Raw genomic sequence first — 18,138 nt, 5'->3', positions numbered from 1 at the left:
AAGTGATGGCCGAGACAACGCTGCTCGACATCAAGGGCGTCGAGACCTACTACGGCAACATCAAGGCGCTGAACGGCGTCGATGTGCACGTTAACCAGGGCGAGATCGTCGCGCTGATCGGCGCCAATGGCGCCGGCAAGTCGACGCTGATGATGACCATCTTCGGTGCCCCGCGGGCGCGTGCCGGGACCATCACTTTCGCCGGCACCGACATCACCCAGATGCCGACGCACCAGATCGCGCGCATGCGCATCGCGCAGTCGCCCGAAGGCAGACGCATTTTCCCGCGCATGACGGTGATGGAAAACCTGCAGATGGGCGCCGGTCTAGACAACCTCAAGCACTATGACGAGGATGCCGAGAAGGTGTTCACGCTTTTCCCGCGCCTCAAGGAGCGCATCGCCCAGCGCGGGGGCACGCTGTCGGGCGGCGAGCAGCAGATGCTGTCGATCGGACGGGCGCTGATGGCGCGGCCGAAGCTGCTCCTGCTCGACGAGCCGTCGCTGGGCCTGGCACCGCTGATCGTCAAGCAGATCTTCGACGCCATCCGCGAGCTGAACCGCACGCAAGGACTGACCGTGTTCCTGGTCGAGCAGAACGCCTTCGGCGCGCTCAAGCTCGCCACGCGCGGCTATGTCATGGTCAACGGCAACGTGACCATGAGCGGCACCGGCAAGGAATTGCTCGCCAATCCGGAAGTGCGCGCGGCCTATCTCGAAGGCGGCCATCACTGAGTTCAGGAGTCTTCATCATGCAAGGCATTCTCTACGAAGAACCTTCCATCTGGCAGTTCTTCTTCGTCACCTGTCTGCTCGGGGGCTGGGCGGCATGGATGACCGGCAAGGCCAGCGCCCAGACTTGGCGCAGCCTGCCGGCGCTGTTCGCTTACTTGCTGGGGTTAGGCATCGGCATCAGGTTCATCCATCACGCCCTGTTCGGCGGTACGATGTTTTCGCTGCAATACTATATCGTGGACACAATCGTGCTCATGATATTGGGGTTCGTCGGCTATCAATACACGCGCACCAACCAAATGGTGACGCAGTATAATTGGCTTTACGAACGGGCTTCGATCTTAAGCTGGAAACCGAAAGGCTGACGTTCACCATTAACGCCGTTTCGGGGATGAATCGGCGTGACAAGGGCCTGAAAATCGGCAAAGTACACTTTCTGCGATAAGGGTGGGCATCGCATGAAAGTATCATCCACGCCCACCTCGTAAATGGGAGCGTTTAAATGAAAAAATCACTTTTGTCCGCCGTTGCCCTGACCGCGCTTGTCGCGTTCGGCGGTAACGCATGGGCTGATGTACTCGTCGGCGTCGCCGGTCCGATCACCGGCCCGAATGCGGCTTTCGGTGCGCAGCTGCAGAAGGGTGCTGAAGCGGCTGTCGCCGACATCAACGCAGCAGGCGGCATGAATGGCGAGCAGATCAAGCTTGAAGTCGGCGACGACGTCTCCGATCCGAAGCAGGGCATCTCGGTCGGCAACAAGTTCGTTGGCGACGGCGTCAAGTTCGTGGTCGGCCACTTCAACTCGGGCGTCTCGATCCCGGTGTCGCAGGAAGTCTATGTCGACAACAACATTGTCGAGATCACCCCGGCGGCGACCAACCCGAAATTCACCGAGCGCGGCCTGTGGAACGTGTTCCGCACCTGCGGACGCGATGACCAGCAGGGCGGCATTGCCGGCGCCTACATCGCGGCCAACTTCAAGGACGCCAAGGTTGCCGTCATCCACGACAAGACCCCCTACGGTCAGGGCCTTGCCGACGAAACCAAGAAGGCGATGAACGCGGCCGGCCTGACGGAAGTCATGTACGAAGGCGTCAATGTCGGCGACAAGGACTTCTCGGCGCTGATCGCCAAGATGAAGGACGCCGGCGTCACCCTGATCTATTGGGGCGGCCTGCACACGGAAGCCGGCCTGATCATCCGCCAGTCGGCTGACCAGGGCCTCAAGGCTACCCTGATGTCGGGCGACGGCATCGTCACCGACGAGCTGGCTGCGATCGCCGGCGATGCGGTTATCGGTACGCTCAACACGTTCGGTCCGGATCCGCGCCTGATCCCCGAGAACAAGGCACTGGTCGAGAAGTTCCGCGCGCAGGGCTTTGAACCGGAAGCCTACACGCTCTACGCCTACGCCGCCATGCAGGTGATCGCGGAGGCCGCTGCCGTGGCCAAGTCGAACGACCCGGTGGAAGTGGCCAAGGCTATGCATGAGAAGGGTCCGTTCAAGACCGTTCTGGGCGACCTCGCCTATGACGAAAAGGGCGATCCGAAGCTCCCGGGCTACATCATGTACGAATGGAAGAAGGGTCCGGACGGCAAGATCACCTGGCTCCCGAAGTCCTGATCGGATAACTCAATGCCTACGAAATGCCCGGCGCTTGCGCCGGGCATTTTTCTTTTGATCGGAGCAGGGCGCGATTGCGTTGGCTAAAAGACATCCTGTTAGCCGGGAGCGGATTGTCCGCAGGATGGCAATTAGGCAATTAGCGTCACTTCGCGACGCCATTCGCACGCAGTCTTTTGCTTTGCGGTGCTATAATCCATTTAAATCGGTTTAATCGCCTCCCGATTTTGGTTGCACTGCAGCATTTTCGCGTTAATCATTTGCTGAGCCCATCCCTCCCTGTCCCGGAGCCTTCTTCCTTGGCCATCACGAAGATCCTCGTCGCCAACCGGTCCGAAATTGCCATCCGCGTCTTTCGCGCGGCCAACGAGCTCGGCCTCAAAACCGTGGCGATCTGGGCCGAGGAGGACAAATATTCGCTGCATCGGTTCAAGGCCGATGAAAGCTACCAGGTCGGGCGCGGGCCGCATCTGGCCAAGGACATGGGGCCGATCGAAAGCTATCTGTCGATCGAGGAAGTGATCCGCGTCGCCAGGCTGTCGGGCGCCGACGCCATCCACCCGGGCTATGGCCTTTTGTCGGAAAGCCCTGAATTCGCAGATGCCTGCGCCGGGGCCGGCATCACCTTTATCGGCCCGAAGCCAGACACGATGCGCCGGCTCGGCAACAAGGTCGCCGCACGCAATCTCGCCATCGAGGTCGGCGTGCCTGTGATCCCCGCCACCGATCCGCTGCCCGACGATATGGACGTGGTCAAGAAATTGGCCAAGGAAATCGGCTATCCGGTGATGCTCAAGGCATCGTGGGGCGGTGGCGGGCGCGGCATGCGCGCCATCCGCGCCGAGGCCGATCTGGTTCGCGAAGTCACCGAAGGAAAGCGCGAGGCCAAGGCCGCCTTCGGCAAGGACGAGGTCTATCTCGAAAAGCTGATCGAGCGCGCCCGCCATGTCGAGGTCCAGGTTCTTGGAGACACGCATGGCAATGCCGTGCATCTGTTCGAACGCGACTGTTCGATCCAGCGCCGCAACCAGAAGGTCGTCGAGCGGGCGCCGGCGCCGTATCTCGAAATGTCGCAGCGCGATGAGCTTTGCGGGTTTGCGCTCAAGATCGCGCGCGAGACCAGCTATATCGGCGCCGGTACGGTGGAGTTCCTGCAGGACGCCGACACCGGAAAATTCTACTTCATCGAGGTCAATCCGCGCATCCAGGTCGAGCATACCGTCACCGAGCAGGTGACCGGCATCGACATCGTCAAGGCGCAGATACACATCCTGGACGGCTTTGCCATCGGCACGAAAGAGTCGGGCGTGCCGGCGCAGGCCGAAATCAGGCTGAACGGCCACGCGCTGCAGTGCCGCATCACCACCGAGGATCCGGAGCATAGTTTCATTCCGGATTACGGCCGCATCACCGCCTATCGCGAAGCCGCCGGTTTCGGCATTCGCCTCGACGGCGGCACCGCTTATTCCGGCGCGGTCATCACCCGCTTCTACGATCCGCTGCTGGAGAAGGTGACGGCTTGGGCGCCGACACCGGCCGAGGCGATCGCCCGCATGAACCGGGCCTTGCGCGAGTTCCGCATCCGCGGCGTGGCGACCAACCTCACCTTCCTCGAGGCGATCATCAACCATCCGCGCTTCGCCGACAATTCCTACACGACCCGGTTCATCGACACGACGCCGGAACTGTTCGCGCAGGTGAAGCGGCAGGACCGCGCCACCAAGCTGCTCAACTATCTGGCCGACGTCAGCGTCAACGGCCATCCCGAAACCCGCGGCCGTCCGATGCCGAAGGCCGATGCGGCAGCGCCGGTCGTGCCCTATCTCAACGGCAATGTGCCGGGTGGCAGCAAGCAGAAACTCGACGCGCTGGGGCCGGAGAAATTCGCCGCCTGGATGCGTGAGCAAAAAGAGGTGCTGGTTACCGACACGACGATGCGCGACGGCCACCAGTCGCTGCTCGCCACCCGCATGCGCACGCATGACATTGCCGGCATTGCCGGCACCTATGCGCGGGCGCTGCCGCGGCTGCTGTCGCTGGAGTGCTGGGGCGGCGCCACTTTCGACGTTGCCATGCGCTTTCTCACCGAGGACCCGTGGGAGCGGCTGAGCAAAGTGCGCGAGGCGGCCCCCAACCTTTTGCTGCAGATGCTTCTGCGCGGCGCCAACGGCGTCGGCTACACCAACTATCCCGACAATGTCGTGCAGCATTTCGTCAGGCAGGCGGCAAGCGGTGGCGTCGACCTGTTCCGTGTCTTCGACTGCCTGAACTGGGTCGAGAACATGCGCGTCGCCATGGACGCCGTGGGCGCCGAGGGCAAGCTGGTCGAAGCGGCGATCTGCTACACCGGCGATATCCTCGATCCGGCGCGCGCCAAATACGACCTCAAATACTATGTCGGGCTGGCGAAGGAATTGCAGGCTGCGGGCGCCCACATCATCGCCGTCAAGGACATGGCGGGGCTGTTGAAGCCGGCGGCTGCCCGCGTGCTGTTCAAGGCGCTGCGCGAGGCGACCGATTTGCCGATCCACTTCCACACCCACGACACGTCGGGACTGTCGGCGGCGACCGTGCTGGCGGCGGTGGAAACCGGTGTCGACGCCATCGACGCGGCAATGGATTCCTTCTCCGGCAACACCTCGCAGCCTTGCCTCGGCTCGATCGTCGAGGCGCTAAAGGGAACCGAGCGCGACCCCGGCCTCGATCCGCAGTGGATCCGCAACATCTCCTTCTACTGGGAAGCGGTGCGCAACCAGTATGCCGCCTTCGAAAGCGACCTCAAGGGGCCGGCCTCGGAAGTCTACCTGCACGAAATGCCGGGCGGCCAGTTCACCAACCTCAAGGAACAGGCGCGTTCGCTCGGGCTGGAAACGCGCTGGCACGAGGTTGCGCAGGCCTATCACGACGTCAACCTGATGTTCGGCGACATCGTCAAGGTGACGCCGTCATCCAAGGTGGTCGGCGACATGGCGCTGATGATGGTGAGCCAGGACCTGACCGTCGCCGACGTCGAAAACCCGGCCAAGGACATCGCCTTCCCGGACTCGGTCGTCTCGATGCTGCGCGGCGATCTCGGCCAGTCGCCCGGCGGCTGGCCTGCGAAGCTGCAGAAGAAAGCGCTGAAGGAAAGCAAACCGATCACCGTGCGGCCGGGCTCGCTGCTCAAGCCGGCCGACCTCAAGGCCAGCCGCAAGGAGATCGAGGAGAAACTGGAGCGCAAGCTCTCGGAGTACGAATTCGCGTCCTGGCTGATGTATCCGAAAGTGTTCACCGACTTCGCCGCCGCGCAGGAGACTTACGGGCCGGTCAGCGTGTTGCCGACGCCGACCTATTTCTACGGCATGAAGTCCGAGGACGAGATCTTCCTGGACATCGAGAAAGGCAAGACGCTTGTGGTGCGCTGTCTCGCCATCGGCGATGTCGATGAGAAGGGCATGGTCACCGTGTTCTTCGAGCTCAACGGCCAGCCGCGCCGCGTCCGGGTGCCGGACAGAGCGCACGGCGCCTCGGCGGCCAAGGCACGGCGCAAGGCCGAGCCTGGTAACGAGGCGCATGTCGGCGCGCCGATGCCGGGCGTGGTCTCCGCGCTCAGCGTGGCCGCCGGCCAGGCGGTCAAGGCTGGCGACGTGCTGTTGTCGATCGAAGCCATGAAGATGGAGACGGCGCTGCATGCCGAGCGCGACGGCACGATCACCGAAGTGCTGGTCAAGGCCGGCGACCAGATCGATGCGAAGGATTTGCTGATCGCGTTCAGCTAAGGCGTATTGATATTCAGGTGAGGCCGGCCTGCAAACGCGGCTTTCTGAGCTTCCGGTGCTCACGTACTCGAGTACGCTCCGCTCCGGTTCTCGGAAGCCGCCGTTTTCGGCTCGGCCTGACCTGAATTTCAACACGCCTTGTGGCGCGCGCAACTCTTCATGCCGCATCGATAATGGCTTGACCCGCCGCGCCCGCTCGGGCATCGAACCCGCTCCAATTTCGCCGCGCCAGAATCGCGGCGCTTAAAAAGAAGCGGAGAAAAACATGGCCGACGACATCACCGAGACCAGCCAGACTGTTGCCGCCGGCCAGTTGCGCGCCTTCATCGAACGCATCGAGCGGCTCGAGGAAGAAAAGAAGACCATCGCCGACGACATCAAGGAAGTGTTCGCCGAGGCCAAGGGCACCGGCTTCGACACCAAGGCGATGCGCTCGATCATCCGGCTGCGCAAGAAGGACCAGGCTGAGCGGCAGGAAGAGGAAACGATCCTCGATCTGTACAAGGCCGCGCTCGGCATGGTGTAAGGCTGGTGGCAGCCTCCGGGCGCCGGTAGCGGCGCCCTTCGACGGGTCGAACCATGAGCGAATTCGACTTCGGCGCCCGCCGCGCCTCTGAATTCCGCCAACGCAGCTTCTGGGCGCTGTTCGCCGAACGGCATCCGGAGGAACGCGCATCAATGGCACGGCGCGGACCTTGGTTCTGGCAGCGCGGGCTGCCAGACTTCGCCCTGGTCCTGTCCATGTATGTCGCGCCGGCGCAGAGCCAGGTCGGCGTCTTCTTCGGCCGCAACGAGAAGTTCGGCGCCACTGAAGCATGGTTGCGGCTGAAGCCGTTCCAGCCGGCGATCGAAGACAGGCTGAAGCTCAGGCCGGAACAGAGTTGCGAGGGCCTGGGCATCAATTCGATGTGGCAGGTGAACTGCTATGCCGAAGACAACTGGCCGGCCATGGCCGATTGGCTGGTGACGGAATGCTCACGCTTCGAGCGCGCCGTCACCGAGGTACTCGGCCAAGCCGAGACCGGCGCGTGAACTGGGCCGCCTAGTTCGGCTTCGGCGCGTCGCGGCCGATCTCATCCAGATGCTGCTGCAAAGCCATGTGGTCGAGCGCGTCCATCGGCAGGTTGGTGAACAGCGAGATGCGGTTGTTGAGCATGCGATAGGCATCGGCGAAGGCCAGATGCATCTCGGCGTCGGTGCCTTGTGCCTTGGCCGGATCTGGTATCGCCCACAGGGCGGTCATCGGGTGACCGGGCCAGACCGGGCAGGGTTCATTGGCAGTGCTGTCACAGACGGTGAAGACGAAATCCATTTCCGGCGCGTCGGGCTTTGCAAACTCGTCCCAGCCTTTCGAGCGGGCGAAGCCGGTGTCGTAGTTGAGGCTTTCGAGCAACTGCAGAGCGTAGGGATTGACGGTGCCCTTCGGCTGCGAGCCGGCGGAGAAGGCCTTGAATCTCTCGGCGCCAATGCGGTTTAGGATGGCTTCGCCCATGATCGAGCGGGCCGAGTTGGCGTTGCAGAGAAAGAGAACATTGTAGACGTGATCGCTCATTTCGAACTCCCTCCAGGTTTCGAATTCCCTCCAGGCAGGCGCTCCAGGGAGAGAATGGCAATCCAGATGATAAGTTCCGGTGCCATCGTAGCGAAAACGTTGATGACAGATTTCTGTGTCATGCATGTGTCACATTTCATGCGGGCCTTGCCTTGCGGGCAAAGTTCGGCACTTTCGGCGCTGCGGAAGCGAGGCTCAATCCGATGAGCGATTCAGACCCGACCGAGAGGATGGCCAGGAAAGCAGGCCACCCGGCTGCCGCCTTCTTCCGCTCGCGCTGGCAAGGCGAGGTGCCGCTCGACCGCCTGTTCTGGCGCGATCTGGTCGTTGTCGGTACGGCCATCAACATCGCATCGTCGGCGCTGGCGCTCATTCTGCTCGGGTTGAAGCTGCCGCTTGGGCTGGTTCTGGCCGTGCATTTCGCGCCGGTGCCCTACAATCTCTTCCTGACCTTTGCCGTCTGGCGAACCACCGAAAAATTGACGGGCACCAAGGCGTGGATGATCACGCTCGGTGCCACGCTGTGGCTGGTTTTGGTGGTCGTGGCCTGACAGGCACAAAAAAGGCGGCCAAAGCCGCCTTTTCCATTCCCGGACAGCCGGCTACACCGCCGGCTCGAATTTCAGCGCCACGCCATTGATGCAATAGCGCAGGCCGGTCGGCGGCGGGCCGTCCTCGAAGACATGGCCGAGATGGCTGCCGCAGCGCGCGCAATGGCATTCGGTGCGGACCATGCCGTAGCTGCGGTCGACGGTGTTTTCGACCGAACCCGGCACCGGGTCGTTAAAGCTCGGCCAGCCGGTGCCGCTCTCGAACTTCAGCTTGGATTCGAACAGAGGCTGGTCGCAGCCGATGCAGGAAAAGGTGCCGGCGCGCTTTTCATAGAGCAGCGCGCAGCTTCCGGGCCGTTCGGTGCCATGGCCGCGCATGACCGCATATTGCTCCGGCGTCAGCCGGGCACGCCATTCGGCGTCGGTACGGGTAACGGGGTAGGTGTGGGTATCCATTTGATCTCCTCAGCCTTGCCGGCTTGTTGTTGGTTGCAACCTGTGTTCGCACGAAGATAGGGGTTTGTTACAGGTTCGACCAGCGCTGCGATGTCCCTGATCCTCAATGCTTGCGTGAAAGCTGCTTCGTCGCACCTTCCAGCCCGGCCAATGTCAGCGGGAACATACGGCCGCCGAAGAGGTCGCGGATCATCGCGATCGAATGGGTAAAGCCCCAGTTCTTCTGGTTCTCCGGGTTCAGCCAGACCGCATTCGGCCATTGCTGCACCAGGCGGCCGAGCCAGACGCTGCCGGCTTCCGGGTTCCAGTGTTCGACAGAACCACCTGGATGCGCAATCTCGTAGGGGCTCATCGAGGCATCTCCGACGACGATCACCTTGTAGTCGGGGCCGTATTTGTGGAGCAGGTCGAAGGTCGGGATCGTCTCGGAATGTCTGCGGCGATTGTCCTTCCACACGCCCTCATAGAGGCAGTTGTGGAAGTAGAAATATTCGAGCTGGCGGAATTCGGCGCGGGCGGCCGAAAACAGCTCCTCGACGCTTTTGATGTGGTCGTCCATCGAGCCACCGACATCGAAGAACATCAAGAGCTTCACGGCGTTGCGCCGTTCGGGGCGCGTCTGCACATCGAGATAACCGTGCTCGGCGGTGGCGTGGATGGTGCCGGGCAGGTCGAACTCTTCCTCCGCGCCCTCGCGCACCCAGCGGCGCAGGCGCTTCAGCGCCACCTTGATGTTGCGGGTGCCGAGTTCGACCGCGTCGTCGAAATTCCTGAATTCGCGCTTGTCCCAGACTTTTACGGCGCGGCGGTTGCGGCTTTCATGCTGGCCGATGCGCACGCCTTCGGGGTTATAGCCATAGGCGCCGAAAGGCGAGGTGCCACCAGTGCCGATCCACTTCGAGCCGCCCTGGTGGCGGCCCTTCTGCTCCTCCAGCCGCTGCTTCAGCGTCTCCATCAGCTTGTCGAAGCCGCCGAGCGCCTCGACCAGTTTCTTCTCTTCCTCGGTCAAGTGTTTTTCGGCGAGCCGGCGCAGCCACTCCTCGGGGATGTTGGCGACATCGACGGCCTCCGGTCCGGCCAGCGCTTCAATGCCCTTGAAGACATGCGCAAACACCTGGTCGAAGCGGTCGATATGGCGCTCGTCCTTCACCAGGGCGGCGCGGGCGAGGTAGTAAAAACCCTCGACATCATAGTCGACCAATCCTGCCTCCAACCCTTCCAGCAGCGACATATATTCCCTGAGCGAAACAGGTACCCGCGCGGCTTTCAGTTCGAGGAAGAAGGGAAGGAACATGGGCTCGTCTATAGCAGATCATACTCGATGAAGCCCGTGCGCCGCGCGACATGGTCGTAGAGCTTGCGCGCGGTGGCGTTGGTCTCGTGGGTCATCCAGTAGACGTTCTTGACGCCGATCTTGCCGGCCTCCTGCCTGACCGCTTCGATCAGCGCCGCACCGATGCCCTTGCCGCGCACGTCCGGGTCGGCGAACAGGTCCTGCAGGTAGCAGTTGTTTTTTTCGGACCAGCCGGAGCGATGGTAGAGATAGTGGGTGAGGCCCACAGCCTTGCCGTCGAGCGTAGCGATGAACCCTTTCGGCTCGAACTCGTCGGCCGTGAACAGCCGCTTCCAGGTGATGGCGTAAACCTCTTCTGGCAGCTTTGTTTCGTAGAAGGTGAGATAGGCCGTCCACAGCCGGCGCCATTCGGCGTGATCGGACTGCGCCAAGGGACGAACGCTGATCTCGGACATCTTGTTTTCCTCCATTGCTTTGACGAAGTTGCGCCCGGCGCCGCCTGCCGGGCAACGGTCCACAGCCCGGGAAGTGCTGTTGCTGCTCGCCTAGCCTTGTCGTCTCGCCATGAAGGCCAGGCGCTCGAACAAATGCACGTCCTGCTCGTTCTTCAAGAGCGCGCCATGCAGCTTGGGCAGCGCGTTCTTCGGGTCGGCACGCAGATCCTCCGGGGCTATGTCGTCGGCGACCAGCAGGCGGATCCAGTCGAGCGCCTCGGAGGTTGAAGGTTTCTTCTTCAGGCCCGGCACCTCGCGGATTTCATAGAACTGGGTGAGCGCCGCGCGCACCAGATTCTGCTTGATGCCGGGATAGTGGACATCGACGATTTTGTGCAGCGTCTCGACGTCGGGGAAGCGGATGTAGTGGAAGAAGCAGCGACGCAGGAAGGCGTCGGGCAGTTCCTTCTCATTGTTGGAGGTGATGATGACGATCGGCCGGACCGCGGCGCGGATCGTCTCGCCGGTCTCGTAGACGAAGAACTCCATCCGATCGAGTTCCTGCAACAGGTCGTTGGGGAACTCGATGTCGGCCTTGTCGATCTCGTCGATCAGCAGCACGACCTTCTTGCCGGCCGCGAACGCCTCCCAGAGCTTGCCGCGCTTGATGTAGTTCCTGATGTCGTTGAAGCGCTCGTCGCCGAGCTGACTGTCGCGCAGCCGCGAGACGGCGTCATATTCGTAGAGGCCTTTCTGCGCCCGCGTCGTCGACTTGACGTGCCATTCGATGAGATCGAGGTCAAGTGCGGCCGCCACCTGGCGAGCAAGTTCGGTCTTGCCAGTGCCGGGCTCGCCCTTGACCAGCAAGGGCCGCTCCAGCGCGATCGCCGCGTTGACCGCCACCATCAGGTCCTTGTCGGCGACATAGGCGGCCGTGCCTTCAAAACGCATTTCCGCTCCTTGGTTCACTCCGGGCGACCGTAAGGAGGCGGCCCGGTCCGCGCAAGGGTTGGTGTCCGCGGCGAGCGTGTGAGGATCAAAGGGAAAGAACGCCGGCTCTCTGGCGCTCAGGGGGCCATCAGCCTATATTGGTCAAGACGGTCTGCGCTTCCCGGCAGGAGAACATTTTCCCCGGGGCCTTAACGATCCTTAGGGAGCTGTCCCTGGGAAGACCCGTGGGTTTTCTCACACGGCGCCCACCTACTTTGTAGGTTCCCGGGATCGCTCTCTCCACCGGTTGTGTGGATCGTCACTCACGAACGAAAAGTTCGCCCCGGTACTCTTTCCGCAAGATCGTTCGCCTGACCGCTGCCATTCGGTTGATCATGCGGTAGAAAACGTCGCTTCTAAAACTCCATCCAAATCTGACCTTTTCTAGCGTCTGCGCATGACATCTCCCAAGGAACTGAAAAAACATCTGCGCAAGGAAGCGCTCGCACGCCGGGACGCGCTTGATGATTTCTGGCGGGTGGAAATCGCGCTCGAAATGGCCGAGACCGCGCGCGACCAGATCGCTGTCGAGCCGGGCCAGGTCATTTCGGGTTTCTGGCCGATGCGCTCAGAGGTCGATGTGCGGCCGCTGATGTTCGCCTTACGCGAAAAGGGCGCGCGGCTCTGCCTGCCGGCGATCCTCGACAAAACCACCATCGTCTTTCGCGAACTGGTGCGAGGCGCGCCGATGGTCGAGATGGGTTTCGGCACGGTCGGGCCGCATGAAGAGGCGGCGGTGCTCGACCCCTCGGTGATGCTGGTGCCGCTTGCCGCTTTCGACGCGCGCGGGCACCGCATCGGCTACGGCGCCGGCTATTATGACCGCGCCATCGCCAAACTCGTCGACAAGGGCCAGCCGCCCAAGCTGATCGGCATCGCCTTCGACTGCCAGGAGGTGGCGCTGGTGCCGGATGAGAACCACGATGTGGTCATCCCGGAAATACTCACCGAGAGCGGGTTGCGCCGGTTCATGCCACAATTGTAGATAGTTTTTTGAAACGCATGATCTTTGCCGAAAAGTCATGCAACTTTTCGGATGTTCATATGAGACTTCTCTTCCTCGGCGACATGGTGGGCAAGACGGGACGTACGGCAGTGTGGGAACAACTGCCCGGCCTGATCTCCGATTTCAAACTCGACTTCGTCATCGTCAATGGTGAGAACGCCGCCGGCGGCTTCGGCATCACCGAAGAGATTTTTCGCGACACGATCGCCGCCGGCGCCGATGTCGTCACCACCGGCAACCATGTCTGGGACCAGCGCGACGCGCTGATCTTTGCGCCGCGCGAGGAACGTTTCCTGCGTCCGTCCAATTTTCCCAAAGGCACGCCGGGGCGCGGCTCCGGCGTCTATATCGCCAGGAACGGCGCGCGCGTGCTGGTCGCCAACATTATGGGCCGGGTGTTCATGCATCCCGAGCTCGACGATCCGTTCCAGGCCGGCGAGCGCGAGCTGGCCGCGTGTCCGCTGGGCGAGCAGGCCGATGCCGTGGTCATCGATTTCCACGCAGAGGCGACTTCGGAAAAGATGTGCTTCGCGCATTTCGTCGACGGCCGCGCCAGCCTCGTCATCGGCACCCACACGCACCAGCCGACCGCCGACCACCAGATCCTCAATGGCGGCACCGGCTACATGTCCGACGCCGGCATGTGCGGCGACTATGATTCCTCGCTCGGCATGGACAAGGAGGAACCGCTCAACCGATTCCTGTCGAAAGTGCCGAAAGGTCGCTTTGAGGCAGCAACGGGACCGGCGACATTGTGTGGCATCGGCGTCGATATTTCCGATCGCACCGGCCTGACCGAGAAGATCGCGCCGTTTCGTCGCGGGCCTCGGCTTGAAGAGACCGCGCCATCCTTCTGGTCGTGACATTGATATAGTCGAGTACAGTACCTAACTGGCGACGAAACTGCTCTAGATCGTTAAAGAGGGGACGACCTCCATGCAGCTGATCGAGTTCTTCGCGCCGCATTTTCAATTCGTTTCCGACCCCACCGCCTGGGTCGCGTTGCTGACGCTGATTGTGCTCGAGGTCGTGCTCGGCATCGACAATCTGATCTTCATCTCGATCCTGACCAACAAATTGCCGGAAGCGCAGCGGGCGCGGGCCCGCCGGCTCGGCATATCGGCGGCGCTGATCATGCGGCTGGTGCTGCTTGCCACCATTTCCATCATCGTCCAGCTGACGACGCCGGTGTTCACCGCCTTCGGCCACGGTTTTTCCTGGCGCGACCTGATCCTGATCGCCGGCGGCCTGTTCCTGGTCTGGAAGGCGACCAAGGAAATCCATCACACGGTCGATCCGGAAGACCACAAGGACACGATGCTGGGCGAGACGCTGCAGATCTCGCTTGCCGGCGCCATCTTCCAGATCCTGCTGCTCGACCTCGTCTTTTCGATCGATTCCATCATCACCGCCGTCGGCATGACCGACGAGATCGCCATCATGTATATCGCCGTCATCGTGGCGGTCAGCGCGATGATGCTGGCGGCCGGGCCGCTCGCCAACTTCATCGCCAAGAACCCGAGCATCGTCATGCTGGCGCTGGGCTTCCTGTTGATGATCGGCATGACGCTGATCGCCGACGGCATGGGCTACCATGTGCCCAAGGGCTACATCTACGCGGCGATGGGCTTTTCGGCGCTGGTCGAAGGCCTCAACATGCTGGCACGGCGAAGGAAGAAATCCGGCGGCGGGCACTGAACTCGGCGCGAACGCTGCGGCTGGACGAATTGAGCCGATTTATCTATAAGCCGGCCATTCCGACAGAGAGCGACGTATGCCTTCGCAGGCATGCGAGAGACGTTCTGAAGTTTAAATTCGAGCATAAGGAGGACGAGGCAGGAATGCCTCGCCTCGAAATGCTCTAGCCGAAGACGACAGGGGTGCCATGGCTGGCCATTCACAGTTCAAGAACATCATGCACCGCAAGGGCCGCCAGGATGCGGTGCGGTCGAAAATGTTTTCCAAGCTGGCGCGCGAAATCACCGTCGCCGCCAAGAGCGGGACGCCCGATCCGTCGATGAACCCGCGCCTGCGTCTGGCGATCCAGAACGCCAAGGCGGTGTCGATGCCCAAGGACAACATCCAGCGCGCCATCAACAAGGCGTCGATGGGCGATGCCGAAAACTATGAGGCAGTGCGCTATGAAGGCTACGGCCCGGGCGGCGTGGCGCTGATCGTCGAGGCACTGACCGACAACCGCAACCGTTCGGCCTCGAACGTGCGCGCCGCCTTCACCAAGGCCGGCGGAGCGCTCGGCGAAACCGGATCGGTGTCGTTCATGTGGAACCGCGCCGGCGAGATCTACTATCCGGCCTCCGTCGGCAGCGCCGACAAGGTCATGGATGCGGCGATCGAAGCTGGCGCCGACGATGTCGAGTCCGACGAGGAAGGCCACACCATCTACTGTGCCTTCGAGAGCATGGGCGAGGTGTCGAAAGCGCTGGAAGCCTCGCTCGGCGAGGCCGAATCGGTGAAGCCGATCTGGCAGCCGCAGAACAATGTTCCGGTCGACGAAGAGCGGGCGCAGTCGCTGATGAAGCTGGTCGCCACGCTTGAGGATGACGACGACGTGCAGAGCGTCTACGCCAATTTCGAAGTCGACGACGAGACCATGGCCAAGCTCAGCGCGGCGTGATCAACCAGGATATGAGCGGAGCTCAATCCGACATGACAGACAAGCCGCTGCCCAGCATCCGCATCACCTATTGCACGCAATGCCAGTGGCTTTTGCGTGCCGGCTGGATGGCGCAGGAGCTGCTCTCCACGTTCGGCACGGATCTCGGCGAAGTGACGCTGGTGCCGGGCACCGGCGGCATCTTCACCATTTCCTGCAACGATGTGCTGGTTTGGGACCGCAAGCGCGACGGCGGCTTTCCCGATGCCGCCAAGCTCAAGCAGCTGGTGCGCGACGTCATCGAACCGGGCCGGGATCTCGGCCATGCGGACCGAAAAGCTCATACGCCCAGGGGCCATGAGCAAAAGGACCCCACCTGAGGCAGGGTCCTGCGCGGTTGCGACTTGCCATCTTCAGAGCAGTGCGAAGATGAAGCAGGCCATCGCCACGATGGCGGTGACGGTGCGGACGTGGTTCCACATCACCCATTCGCTGAGATGGTTTGCCCACACGGCGGCGCCGTTGGCGCTGGCCGGGTCGACGGCCGCTAGCGCATCGTTGAGCGGCACGTTGAAGACCATGTTCACGATCGGGTTGCCGACCACATAGATTACGGCGCCGGCAAGCAACCAGTACGAGCCGGACTGGTTCCACCCCATGATGGCGGCGGCGATAAGCACCAGACAGAGCAGGCCGGTGCCGAACAGCGCCGTCATGAAGGTCGGCGTGATCACCGTGATGTTGATCGAGTTCATCGCCGCAATGCCTTGAGGGACGGGCAGCCGGGCAAGCGCTGCCATGACGAAATTGGAAAAGGCGAAGAACACGCCGCCGACGACGCCCGAGCCGATTGCGGCAATGATGGTGAGGGTGGGAAGAAGCTTGACCATCTCAGTTGCTCCAGATGCCGGTTGCGGCTGTTTCGGTTGCGTAGGCGGAAAAGTCTTTCGGTGCACGGCCGAGTACACCCTGGACGCCATCGGTCAGGACCTCGTTGCGGCCATCGAGCACTTCGGTGAAAAGCTCGTTGAGCAGCCAGGCGATTTCGGGCGGCAGTTCGTGTGCCGCCGTCGCGGCGGTGAATTCGTCATGCGAAATCCTGACATAGCTTATATCGCGGCCGGTCGCCTTGGCGATCTCGGCGACTGCGTCGGCGAAGCTCAGCAGCCGCGGTCCGGTCAGTTCATAGAGCTGGCCGACATGGCCTGGCTCGGTCAGCGCGACGAAGGCCGCGTCGGCAATGTCGTCGACATCGATAAAGGGCTCACCGACATTACCGACCGGCAGGGCCACTTCGCCATCGAGCAGGGAGTCGACGAGAAAGCCTTCGCTGAAGTTCTGCGAAAACCAGGCGCAGCGCAGGATCGTCCACTCGGCGCCCGAGGCTTTGACCATCTCTTCGGCGCGCTGGGCCTCGGTCTCGCCGCGTCCGGAAAGCAGCACCAGGCGGGTGACGCCATTGGCCACTGCAAGCCTGGCGAAGGCGCCGACGGTCTCGGCGGCACCCGGCACGGCGATGTCGGGATAGTAGCTGATGTAGACGGCACTCACGCCTTGCATGGCCGGACCCCAGGTCGCGGGAACCTCCCAGTGGAAGCGTGGGCTGCCGGAACGCGAGCCGATGCGCACTGCAACCCCCTGTGCGGTCAGCCGCTCGGCGAGGCGACGGCCGGTCTTGCCGGTACCGCCGAGGATCAGGATTGGTTTTGAAGTCGTGTCAGTCATTTCGATTTCCTCTCTTTCTAAACATGAGTAACCCTCACATTTGCAAAACGTGATAAACCCTCGTATTTTGCGAGTCAAGCCAGTTTGTCGAAGAATTTTCCGGAGAGAGCCATGGAAGGCAGAGCCGAAACGCAGGATGGGCAGGTCGCATCGCCGCGCCGGGCGCCCACCCAGCAGCGCAGCCGCGAGCGCGTCGAGCGCATGCTGGCCGCAGCCTCGGCGCTGATCGCCGAACAAGGCAGCGACGCCATGCGCATGGGCGAGGTGGCTGAACGGGCAGAGGTGTCGATCGGTTCGCTCTACCAATTCTTTCCTGACAAGCGGGCGATCGTCTGGGCGCTGGCCGAGCGCTACACCGCCGAAAGCCAAGCCTGCATCTCCTCGGCGCTGAAGGATGTCGGCGACGCCGAAGGCCTGCGGCAGGCGTTTTCGGAACTGGTCGATATCTACTATCGGCTGTTCCTGGCCGAGCCGGTGATGCGCGACATCTGGTCGGGCACGCAGGCCGACAAGGCGCTGCGCCAGCTCGAACTCGCCGACAGCCGCGCCAATGCCGAATTCCTGACCGCAGTCCTCAAGCGGCTGCAACCTGACGCCGATCCGGTGGCGCTGGAGACGACGGCGTTTCTGGTCTGGCAGATGGGTGAAGCCGCGGTGCGGCTGGCGATCTCCGTCGACCGGCAGGAGGGCGACAGGCTGGTCGAGGCTTACAAGCGCATGGCGCTAAGGGAGCTGGTGGGCGAGTAGGCGGGTTAGCTGCCCCAATACATCTTGAGCATTTCCTCGCGCTCATCGTCGGTGACCATCACTATTCTGGCCATGCTGAGACTGCCACGATGGAAGGCGACGACGGCCAATGCGTAAGTCGCGGTCGCCTCGTCGGTGGTGGTTGCCAGGTCTCGCAACGCCAGATGCAGCAGCGTCTGCCAAGCCGCCCTATAGTGGGGTTCGATCCAATCGGGGATCGGCGGATTGCGCTCTTCCACCAACCGAGCCTCTTCGATTACCGCAGCGAGCCCATAGGCTGCCCAATTCGTGGGGACGTGTTCAGCCGAGATGCGAACGATCTCCGGGATCGCCGCGTAGGATGCGCTCCCGACATCCCCTTGATGGTGCAATTCCTCCCAAAGTTCGTTCCAGATTGCCCTTTCGTCGTAGCGAGCAGCCAATGCGCGTAAGGCTGGTCTTGGGTCGTAGACGACCTTGTACCCACCCCGGAGGTCGGACCATCGCTCGTCATCAAGATCTATCACTTGTATCCCCATCGTGGTCGGCTCAGCCTCCTATCGGCGGGACGTCATGGCAACAAAAAACCCGCCTCGATGAACTGACCCCGTAAAGTTGGACGGTTCATTGAGCTGGTAGATTTAAGGACTGGTTCCTGTATTGCACAGGGGCCA

At 62.2% G+C, this 18,138-nt stretch carries 21 protein-coding genes and 1 other RNA gene; 14 read left to right on the top strand and 8 right to left on the bottom strand.

All coding sequences use genetic code 11. The features are described 5' to 3' along the window. Positions 1 to 5: 5 nt before the first annotated feature. From ACWGTI_RS21820 to ACWGTI_RS21795, 6 genes are all read left to right on the top strand, one after another. Positions 6 to 734 (top strand): ABC transporter ATP-binding protein, encoded by a 729-nt coding sequence (locus ACWGTI_RS21820; RefSeq protein ID WP_454589158.1) that lies wholly within the window; start codon positions 6 to 8, stop codon positions 732 to 734. A gap of 17 nt (positions 735 to 751) precedes the next feature. After that, positions 752 to 1,099: a DUF6867 family protein gene (locus tag ACWGTI_RS21815; protein ID WP_454589025.1), complete on the top strand. Its 348-nt coding sequence runs from the start codon at positions 752 to 754 to the stop codon at positions 1,097 to 1,099. Positions 1,100 to 1,236: 137 nt separating this feature from the next. Further along, positions 1,237 to 2,358 carry a branched-chain amino acid ABC transporter substrate-binding protein gene (locus ACWGTI_RS21810; protein ID WP_142869799.1) on the top strand — a complete coding sequence of 374 codons (1,122 nt, stop codon included), beginning with the start codon at positions 1,237 to 1,239 and terminating at the stop codon, positions 2,356 to 2,358. A gap of 299 nt (positions 2,359 to 2,657) precedes the next feature. Next, positions 2,658 to 6,116, top strand: a complete 3,459-nt coding sequence (gene pyc / locus ACWGTI_RS21805; RefSeq protein WP_454589024.1) for a pyruvate carboxylase — start codon at positions 2,658 to 2,660, stop codon at positions 6,114 to 6,116. 265 nt (positions 6,117 to 6,381) lie between these two features. Then, positions 6,382 to 6,642, top strand: coding sequence for a DUF2312 domain-containing protein (locus ACWGTI_RS21800; RefSeq protein WP_023800031.1), 261 nt, complete (start codon positions 6,382 to 6,384; stop codon positions 6,640 to 6,642). Between the two features lie 53 nt (positions 6,643 to 6,695). Continuing rightward, positions 6,696 to 7,148 carry a hypothetical protein gene (locus ACWGTI_RS21795; protein ID WP_454589023.1) on the top strand — a complete coding sequence of 151 codons (453 nt, stop codon included), beginning with the start codon at positions 6,696 to 6,698 and terminating at the stop codon, positions 7,146 to 7,148. Positions 7,149 to 7,158: 10 nt separating this feature from the next. Here the strand turns inward: ACWGTI_RS21795 and ACWGTI_RS21790 are convergent, their stop codons facing one another. After that, entirely contained in the window at positions 7,159 to 7,668 is a 510-nt protein-coding gene (locus tag ACWGTI_RS21790) for an arsenate reductase ArsC (RefSeq protein ID WP_454589022.1), read from the bottom strand. Between the two features lie 203 nt (positions 7,669 to 7,871). On the opposite strand from ACWGTI_RS21790, the gene ACWGTI_RS21785 reads away from it, so the two are divergent. Next, positions 7,872 to 8,219: a hypothetical protein gene (locus ACWGTI_RS21785; RefSeq protein ID WP_454589021.1), complete on the top strand. Its 348-nt coding sequence runs from the start codon at positions 7,872 to 7,874 to the stop codon at positions 8,217 to 8,219. Between the two features lie 51 nt (positions 8,220 to 8,270). Here ACWGTI_RS21785 and msrB read toward each other — a convergent pair whose 3' ends face one another. The 4 genes from msrB to ACWGTI_RS21765 all read right to left on the bottom strand — a co-directional run bounded on the left by msrB (position 8,271) and on the right by ACWGTI_RS21765 (position 11,354). Further along, on the bottom strand, positions 8,271 to 8,675 hold the full coding sequence (gene msrB / locus ACWGTI_RS21780; protein ID WP_454589020.1) for a peptide-methionine (R)-S-oxide reductase MsrB: 405 nt from the start codon (positions 8,673 to 8,675) through the stop codon (positions 8,271 to 8,273). Positions 8,676 to 8,778: 103 nt separating this feature from the next. Beyond that, a complete protein-coding gene (locus tag ACWGTI_RS21775; protein WP_454589019.1) occupies positions 8,779 to 9,969 on the bottom strand; it encodes a vWA domain-containing protein in 1,191 nt (396 codons plus the stop codon). Positions 9,970 to 9,977: 8 nt separating this feature from the next. Then, the gene (locus tag ACWGTI_RS21770; RefSeq protein WP_454589018.1) at positions 9,978 to 10,424 is read right to left on the bottom strand and encodes an N-acetyltransferase family protein; all 447 of its coding nucleotides are present in this window, start codon (positions 10,422 to 10,424) and stop codon (positions 9,978 to 9,980) included. A 90-nt stretch (positions 10,425 to 10,514) separates the two neighbouring features. Then, positions 10,515 to 11,354, bottom strand: a complete 840-nt coding sequence (locus ACWGTI_RS21765; RefSeq protein WP_454589017.1) for an AAA family ATPase — start codon at positions 11,352 to 11,354, stop codon at positions 10,515 to 10,517. 145 nt (positions 11,355 to 11,499) lie between these two features. On the opposite strand from ACWGTI_RS21765, the gene ssrS reads away from it, so the two are divergent. From ssrS to ACWGTI_RS21735, 6 genes are all read left to right on the top strand, one after another. Beyond that, positions 11,500 to 11,655, top strand: a non-coding RNA gene (gene ssrS / locus ACWGTI_RS21760) — 6S RNA. A gap of 135 nt (positions 11,656 to 11,790) precedes the next feature. Further along, positions 11,791 to 12,378 carry a 5-formyltetrahydrofolate cyclo-ligase gene (locus ACWGTI_RS21755; RefSeq protein ID WP_454589016.1) on the top strand — a complete coding sequence of 196 codons (588 nt, stop codon included), beginning with the start codon at positions 11,791 to 11,793 and terminating at the stop codon, positions 12,376 to 12,378. A 59-nt stretch (positions 12,379 to 12,437) separates the two neighbouring features. Further along, positions 12,438 to 13,262, top strand: coding sequence for a TIGR00282 family metallophosphoesterase (locus tag ACWGTI_RS21750; protein ID WP_454589015.1), 825 nt, complete (start codon positions 12,438 to 12,440; stop codon positions 13,260 to 13,262). 73 nt (positions 13,263 to 13,335) lie between these two features. Then, complete coding sequence (locus ACWGTI_RS21745) at positions 13,336 to 14,097, top strand: TerC family protein (RefSeq protein WP_454589014.1); 762 nt, start codon at positions 13,336 to 13,338, stop codon at positions 14,095 to 14,097. Between the two features lie 187 nt (positions 14,098 to 14,284). Beyond that, a complete protein-coding gene (locus tag ACWGTI_RS21740) occupies positions 14,285 to 15,034 on the top strand; it encodes a YebC/PmpR family DNA-binding transcriptional regulator (RefSeq protein ID WP_112559692.1) in 750 nt (249 codons plus the stop codon). Positions 15,035 to 15,066: 32 nt separating this feature from the next. After that, positions 15,067 to 15,393: a SelT/SelW/SelH family protein gene (locus ACWGTI_RS21735; RefSeq protein WP_454589013.1), complete on the top strand. Its 327-nt coding sequence runs from the start codon at positions 15,067 to 15,069 to the stop codon at positions 15,391 to 15,393. A 33-nt stretch (positions 15,394 to 15,426) separates the two neighbouring features. Here ACWGTI_RS21735 and ACWGTI_RS21730 read toward each other — a convergent pair whose 3' ends face one another. Both ACWGTI_RS21730 and ACWGTI_RS21725 read right to left on the bottom strand, forming a co-directional pair. Continuing rightward, a complete protein-coding gene (locus tag ACWGTI_RS21730; protein ID WP_454589012.1) occupies positions 15,427 to 15,903 on the bottom strand; it encodes an anthrone oxygenase family protein in 477 nt (158 codons plus the stop codon). 1 nt (position 15,904) lies between these two features. After that, complete coding sequence (locus ACWGTI_RS21725) at positions 15,905 to 16,738, bottom strand: NAD(P)H-binding protein (RefSeq protein ID WP_454589011.1); 834 nt, start codon at positions 16,736 to 16,738, stop codon at positions 15,905 to 15,907. A gap of 111 nt (positions 16,739 to 16,849) precedes the next feature. On the opposite strand from ACWGTI_RS21725, the gene ACWGTI_RS21720 reads away from it, so the two are divergent. Then, entirely contained in the window at positions 16,850 to 17,485 is a 636-nt protein-coding gene (locus ACWGTI_RS21720) for a TetR/AcrR family transcriptional regulator (RefSeq protein ID WP_454589010.1), read from the top strand. A gap of 5 nt (positions 17,486 to 17,490) precedes the next feature. Here the strand turns inward: ACWGTI_RS21720 and ACWGTI_RS21715 are convergent, their stop codons facing one another. Then, positions 17,491 to 17,991, bottom strand: a complete 501-nt coding sequence (locus tag ACWGTI_RS21715) for a hypothetical protein (RefSeq protein WP_454589009.1) — start codon at positions 17,989 to 17,991, stop codon at positions 17,491 to 17,493. Between the last annotated feature and the right edge of the window lie 147 nt (positions 17,992 to 18,138).

This window comes from Mesorhizobium sp. ArgA1 (genome assembly GCF_053714375.1).
This window is presented reverse-complemented; position numbering and strand designations above follow the sequence as displayed.

Coding starts and splice junctions, on each gene's coding strand:
- ACWGTI_RS21720 (WP_454589010.1), top strand. CDS start 16,850: ATGGAAGGCAGAGCCGAAACGCAGGATGGGCAGGTCGCATCGCCGCGC.
- ACWGTI_RS21735 (WP_454589013.1), top strand. CDS start 15,067: ATGACAGACAAGCCGCTGCCCAGCATCCGCATCACCTATTGCACGCAA.
- ACWGTI_RS21750 (WP_454589015.1), top strand. CDS start 12,438: ATGAGACTTCTCTTCCTCGGCGACATGGTGGGCAAGACGGGACGTACG.
- ACWGTI_RS21795 (WP_454589023.1), top strand. CDS start 6,696: ATGAGCGAATTCGACTTCGGCGCCCGCCGCGCCTCTGAATTCCGCCAA.
- msrB (WP_454589020.1), bottom strand. CDS start 8,675: ATGGATACCCACACCTACCCCGTTACCCGTACCGACGCCGAATGGCGT.
- ACWGTI_RS21740 (WP_112559692.1), top strand. CDS start 14,285: ATGGCTGGCCATTCACAGTTCAAGAACATCATGCACCGCAAGGGCCGC.
- ACWGTI_RS21790 (WP_454589022.1), bottom strand. CDS start 7,668: ATGAGCGATCACGTCTACAATGTTCTCTTTCTCTGCAACGCCAACTCG.
- ACWGTI_RS21725 (WP_454589011.1), bottom strand. CDS start 16,738: ATGACTGACACGACTTCAAAACCAATCCTGATCCTCGGCGGTACCGGC.
- ACWGTI_RS21810 (WP_142869799.1), top strand. CDS start 1,237: ATGAAAAAATCACTTTTGTCCGCCGTTGCCCTGACCGCGCTTGTCGCG.
- ACWGTI_RS21800 (WP_023800031.1), top strand. CDS start 6,382: ATGGCCGACGACATCACCGAGACCAGCCAGACTGTTGCCGCCGGCCAG.
- ACWGTI_RS21770 (WP_454589018.1), bottom strand. CDS start 10,424: ATGTCCGAGATCAGCGTTCGTCCCTTGGCGCAGTCCGATCACGCCGAA.
- ACWGTI_RS21775 (WP_454589019.1), bottom strand. CDS start 9,969: ATGTTCCTTCCCTTCTTCCTCGAACTGAAAGCCGCGCGGGTACCTGTT.
- ACWGTI_RS21745 (WP_454589014.1), top strand. CDS start 13,336: ATGCAGCTGATCGAGTTCTTCGCGCCGCATTTTCAATTCGTTTCCGAC.
- ACWGTI_RS21755 (WP_454589016.1), top strand. CDS start 11,791: ATGACATCTCCCAAGGAACTGAAAAAACATCTGCGCAAGGAAGCGCTC.
- ACWGTI_RS21765 (WP_454589017.1), bottom strand. CDS start 11,354: ATGCGTTTTGAAGGCACGGCCGCCTATGTCGCCGACAAGGACCTGATG.
- ACWGTI_RS21730 (WP_454589012.1), bottom strand. CDS start 15,903: ATGGTCAAGCTTCTTCCCACCCTCACCATCATTGCCGCAATCGGCTCG.
- ACWGTI_RS21785 (WP_454589021.1), top strand. CDS start 7,872: ATGAGCGATTCAGACCCGACCGAGAGGATGGCCAGGAAAGCAGGCCAC.
- ACWGTI_RS21815 (WP_454589025.1), top strand. CDS start 752: ATGCAAGGCATTCTCTACGAAGAACCTTCCATCTGGCAGTTCTTCTTC.
- ACWGTI_RS21820 (WP_454589158.1), top strand. CDS start 6: ATGGCCGAGACAACGCTGCTCGACATCAAGGGCGTCGAGACCTACTAC.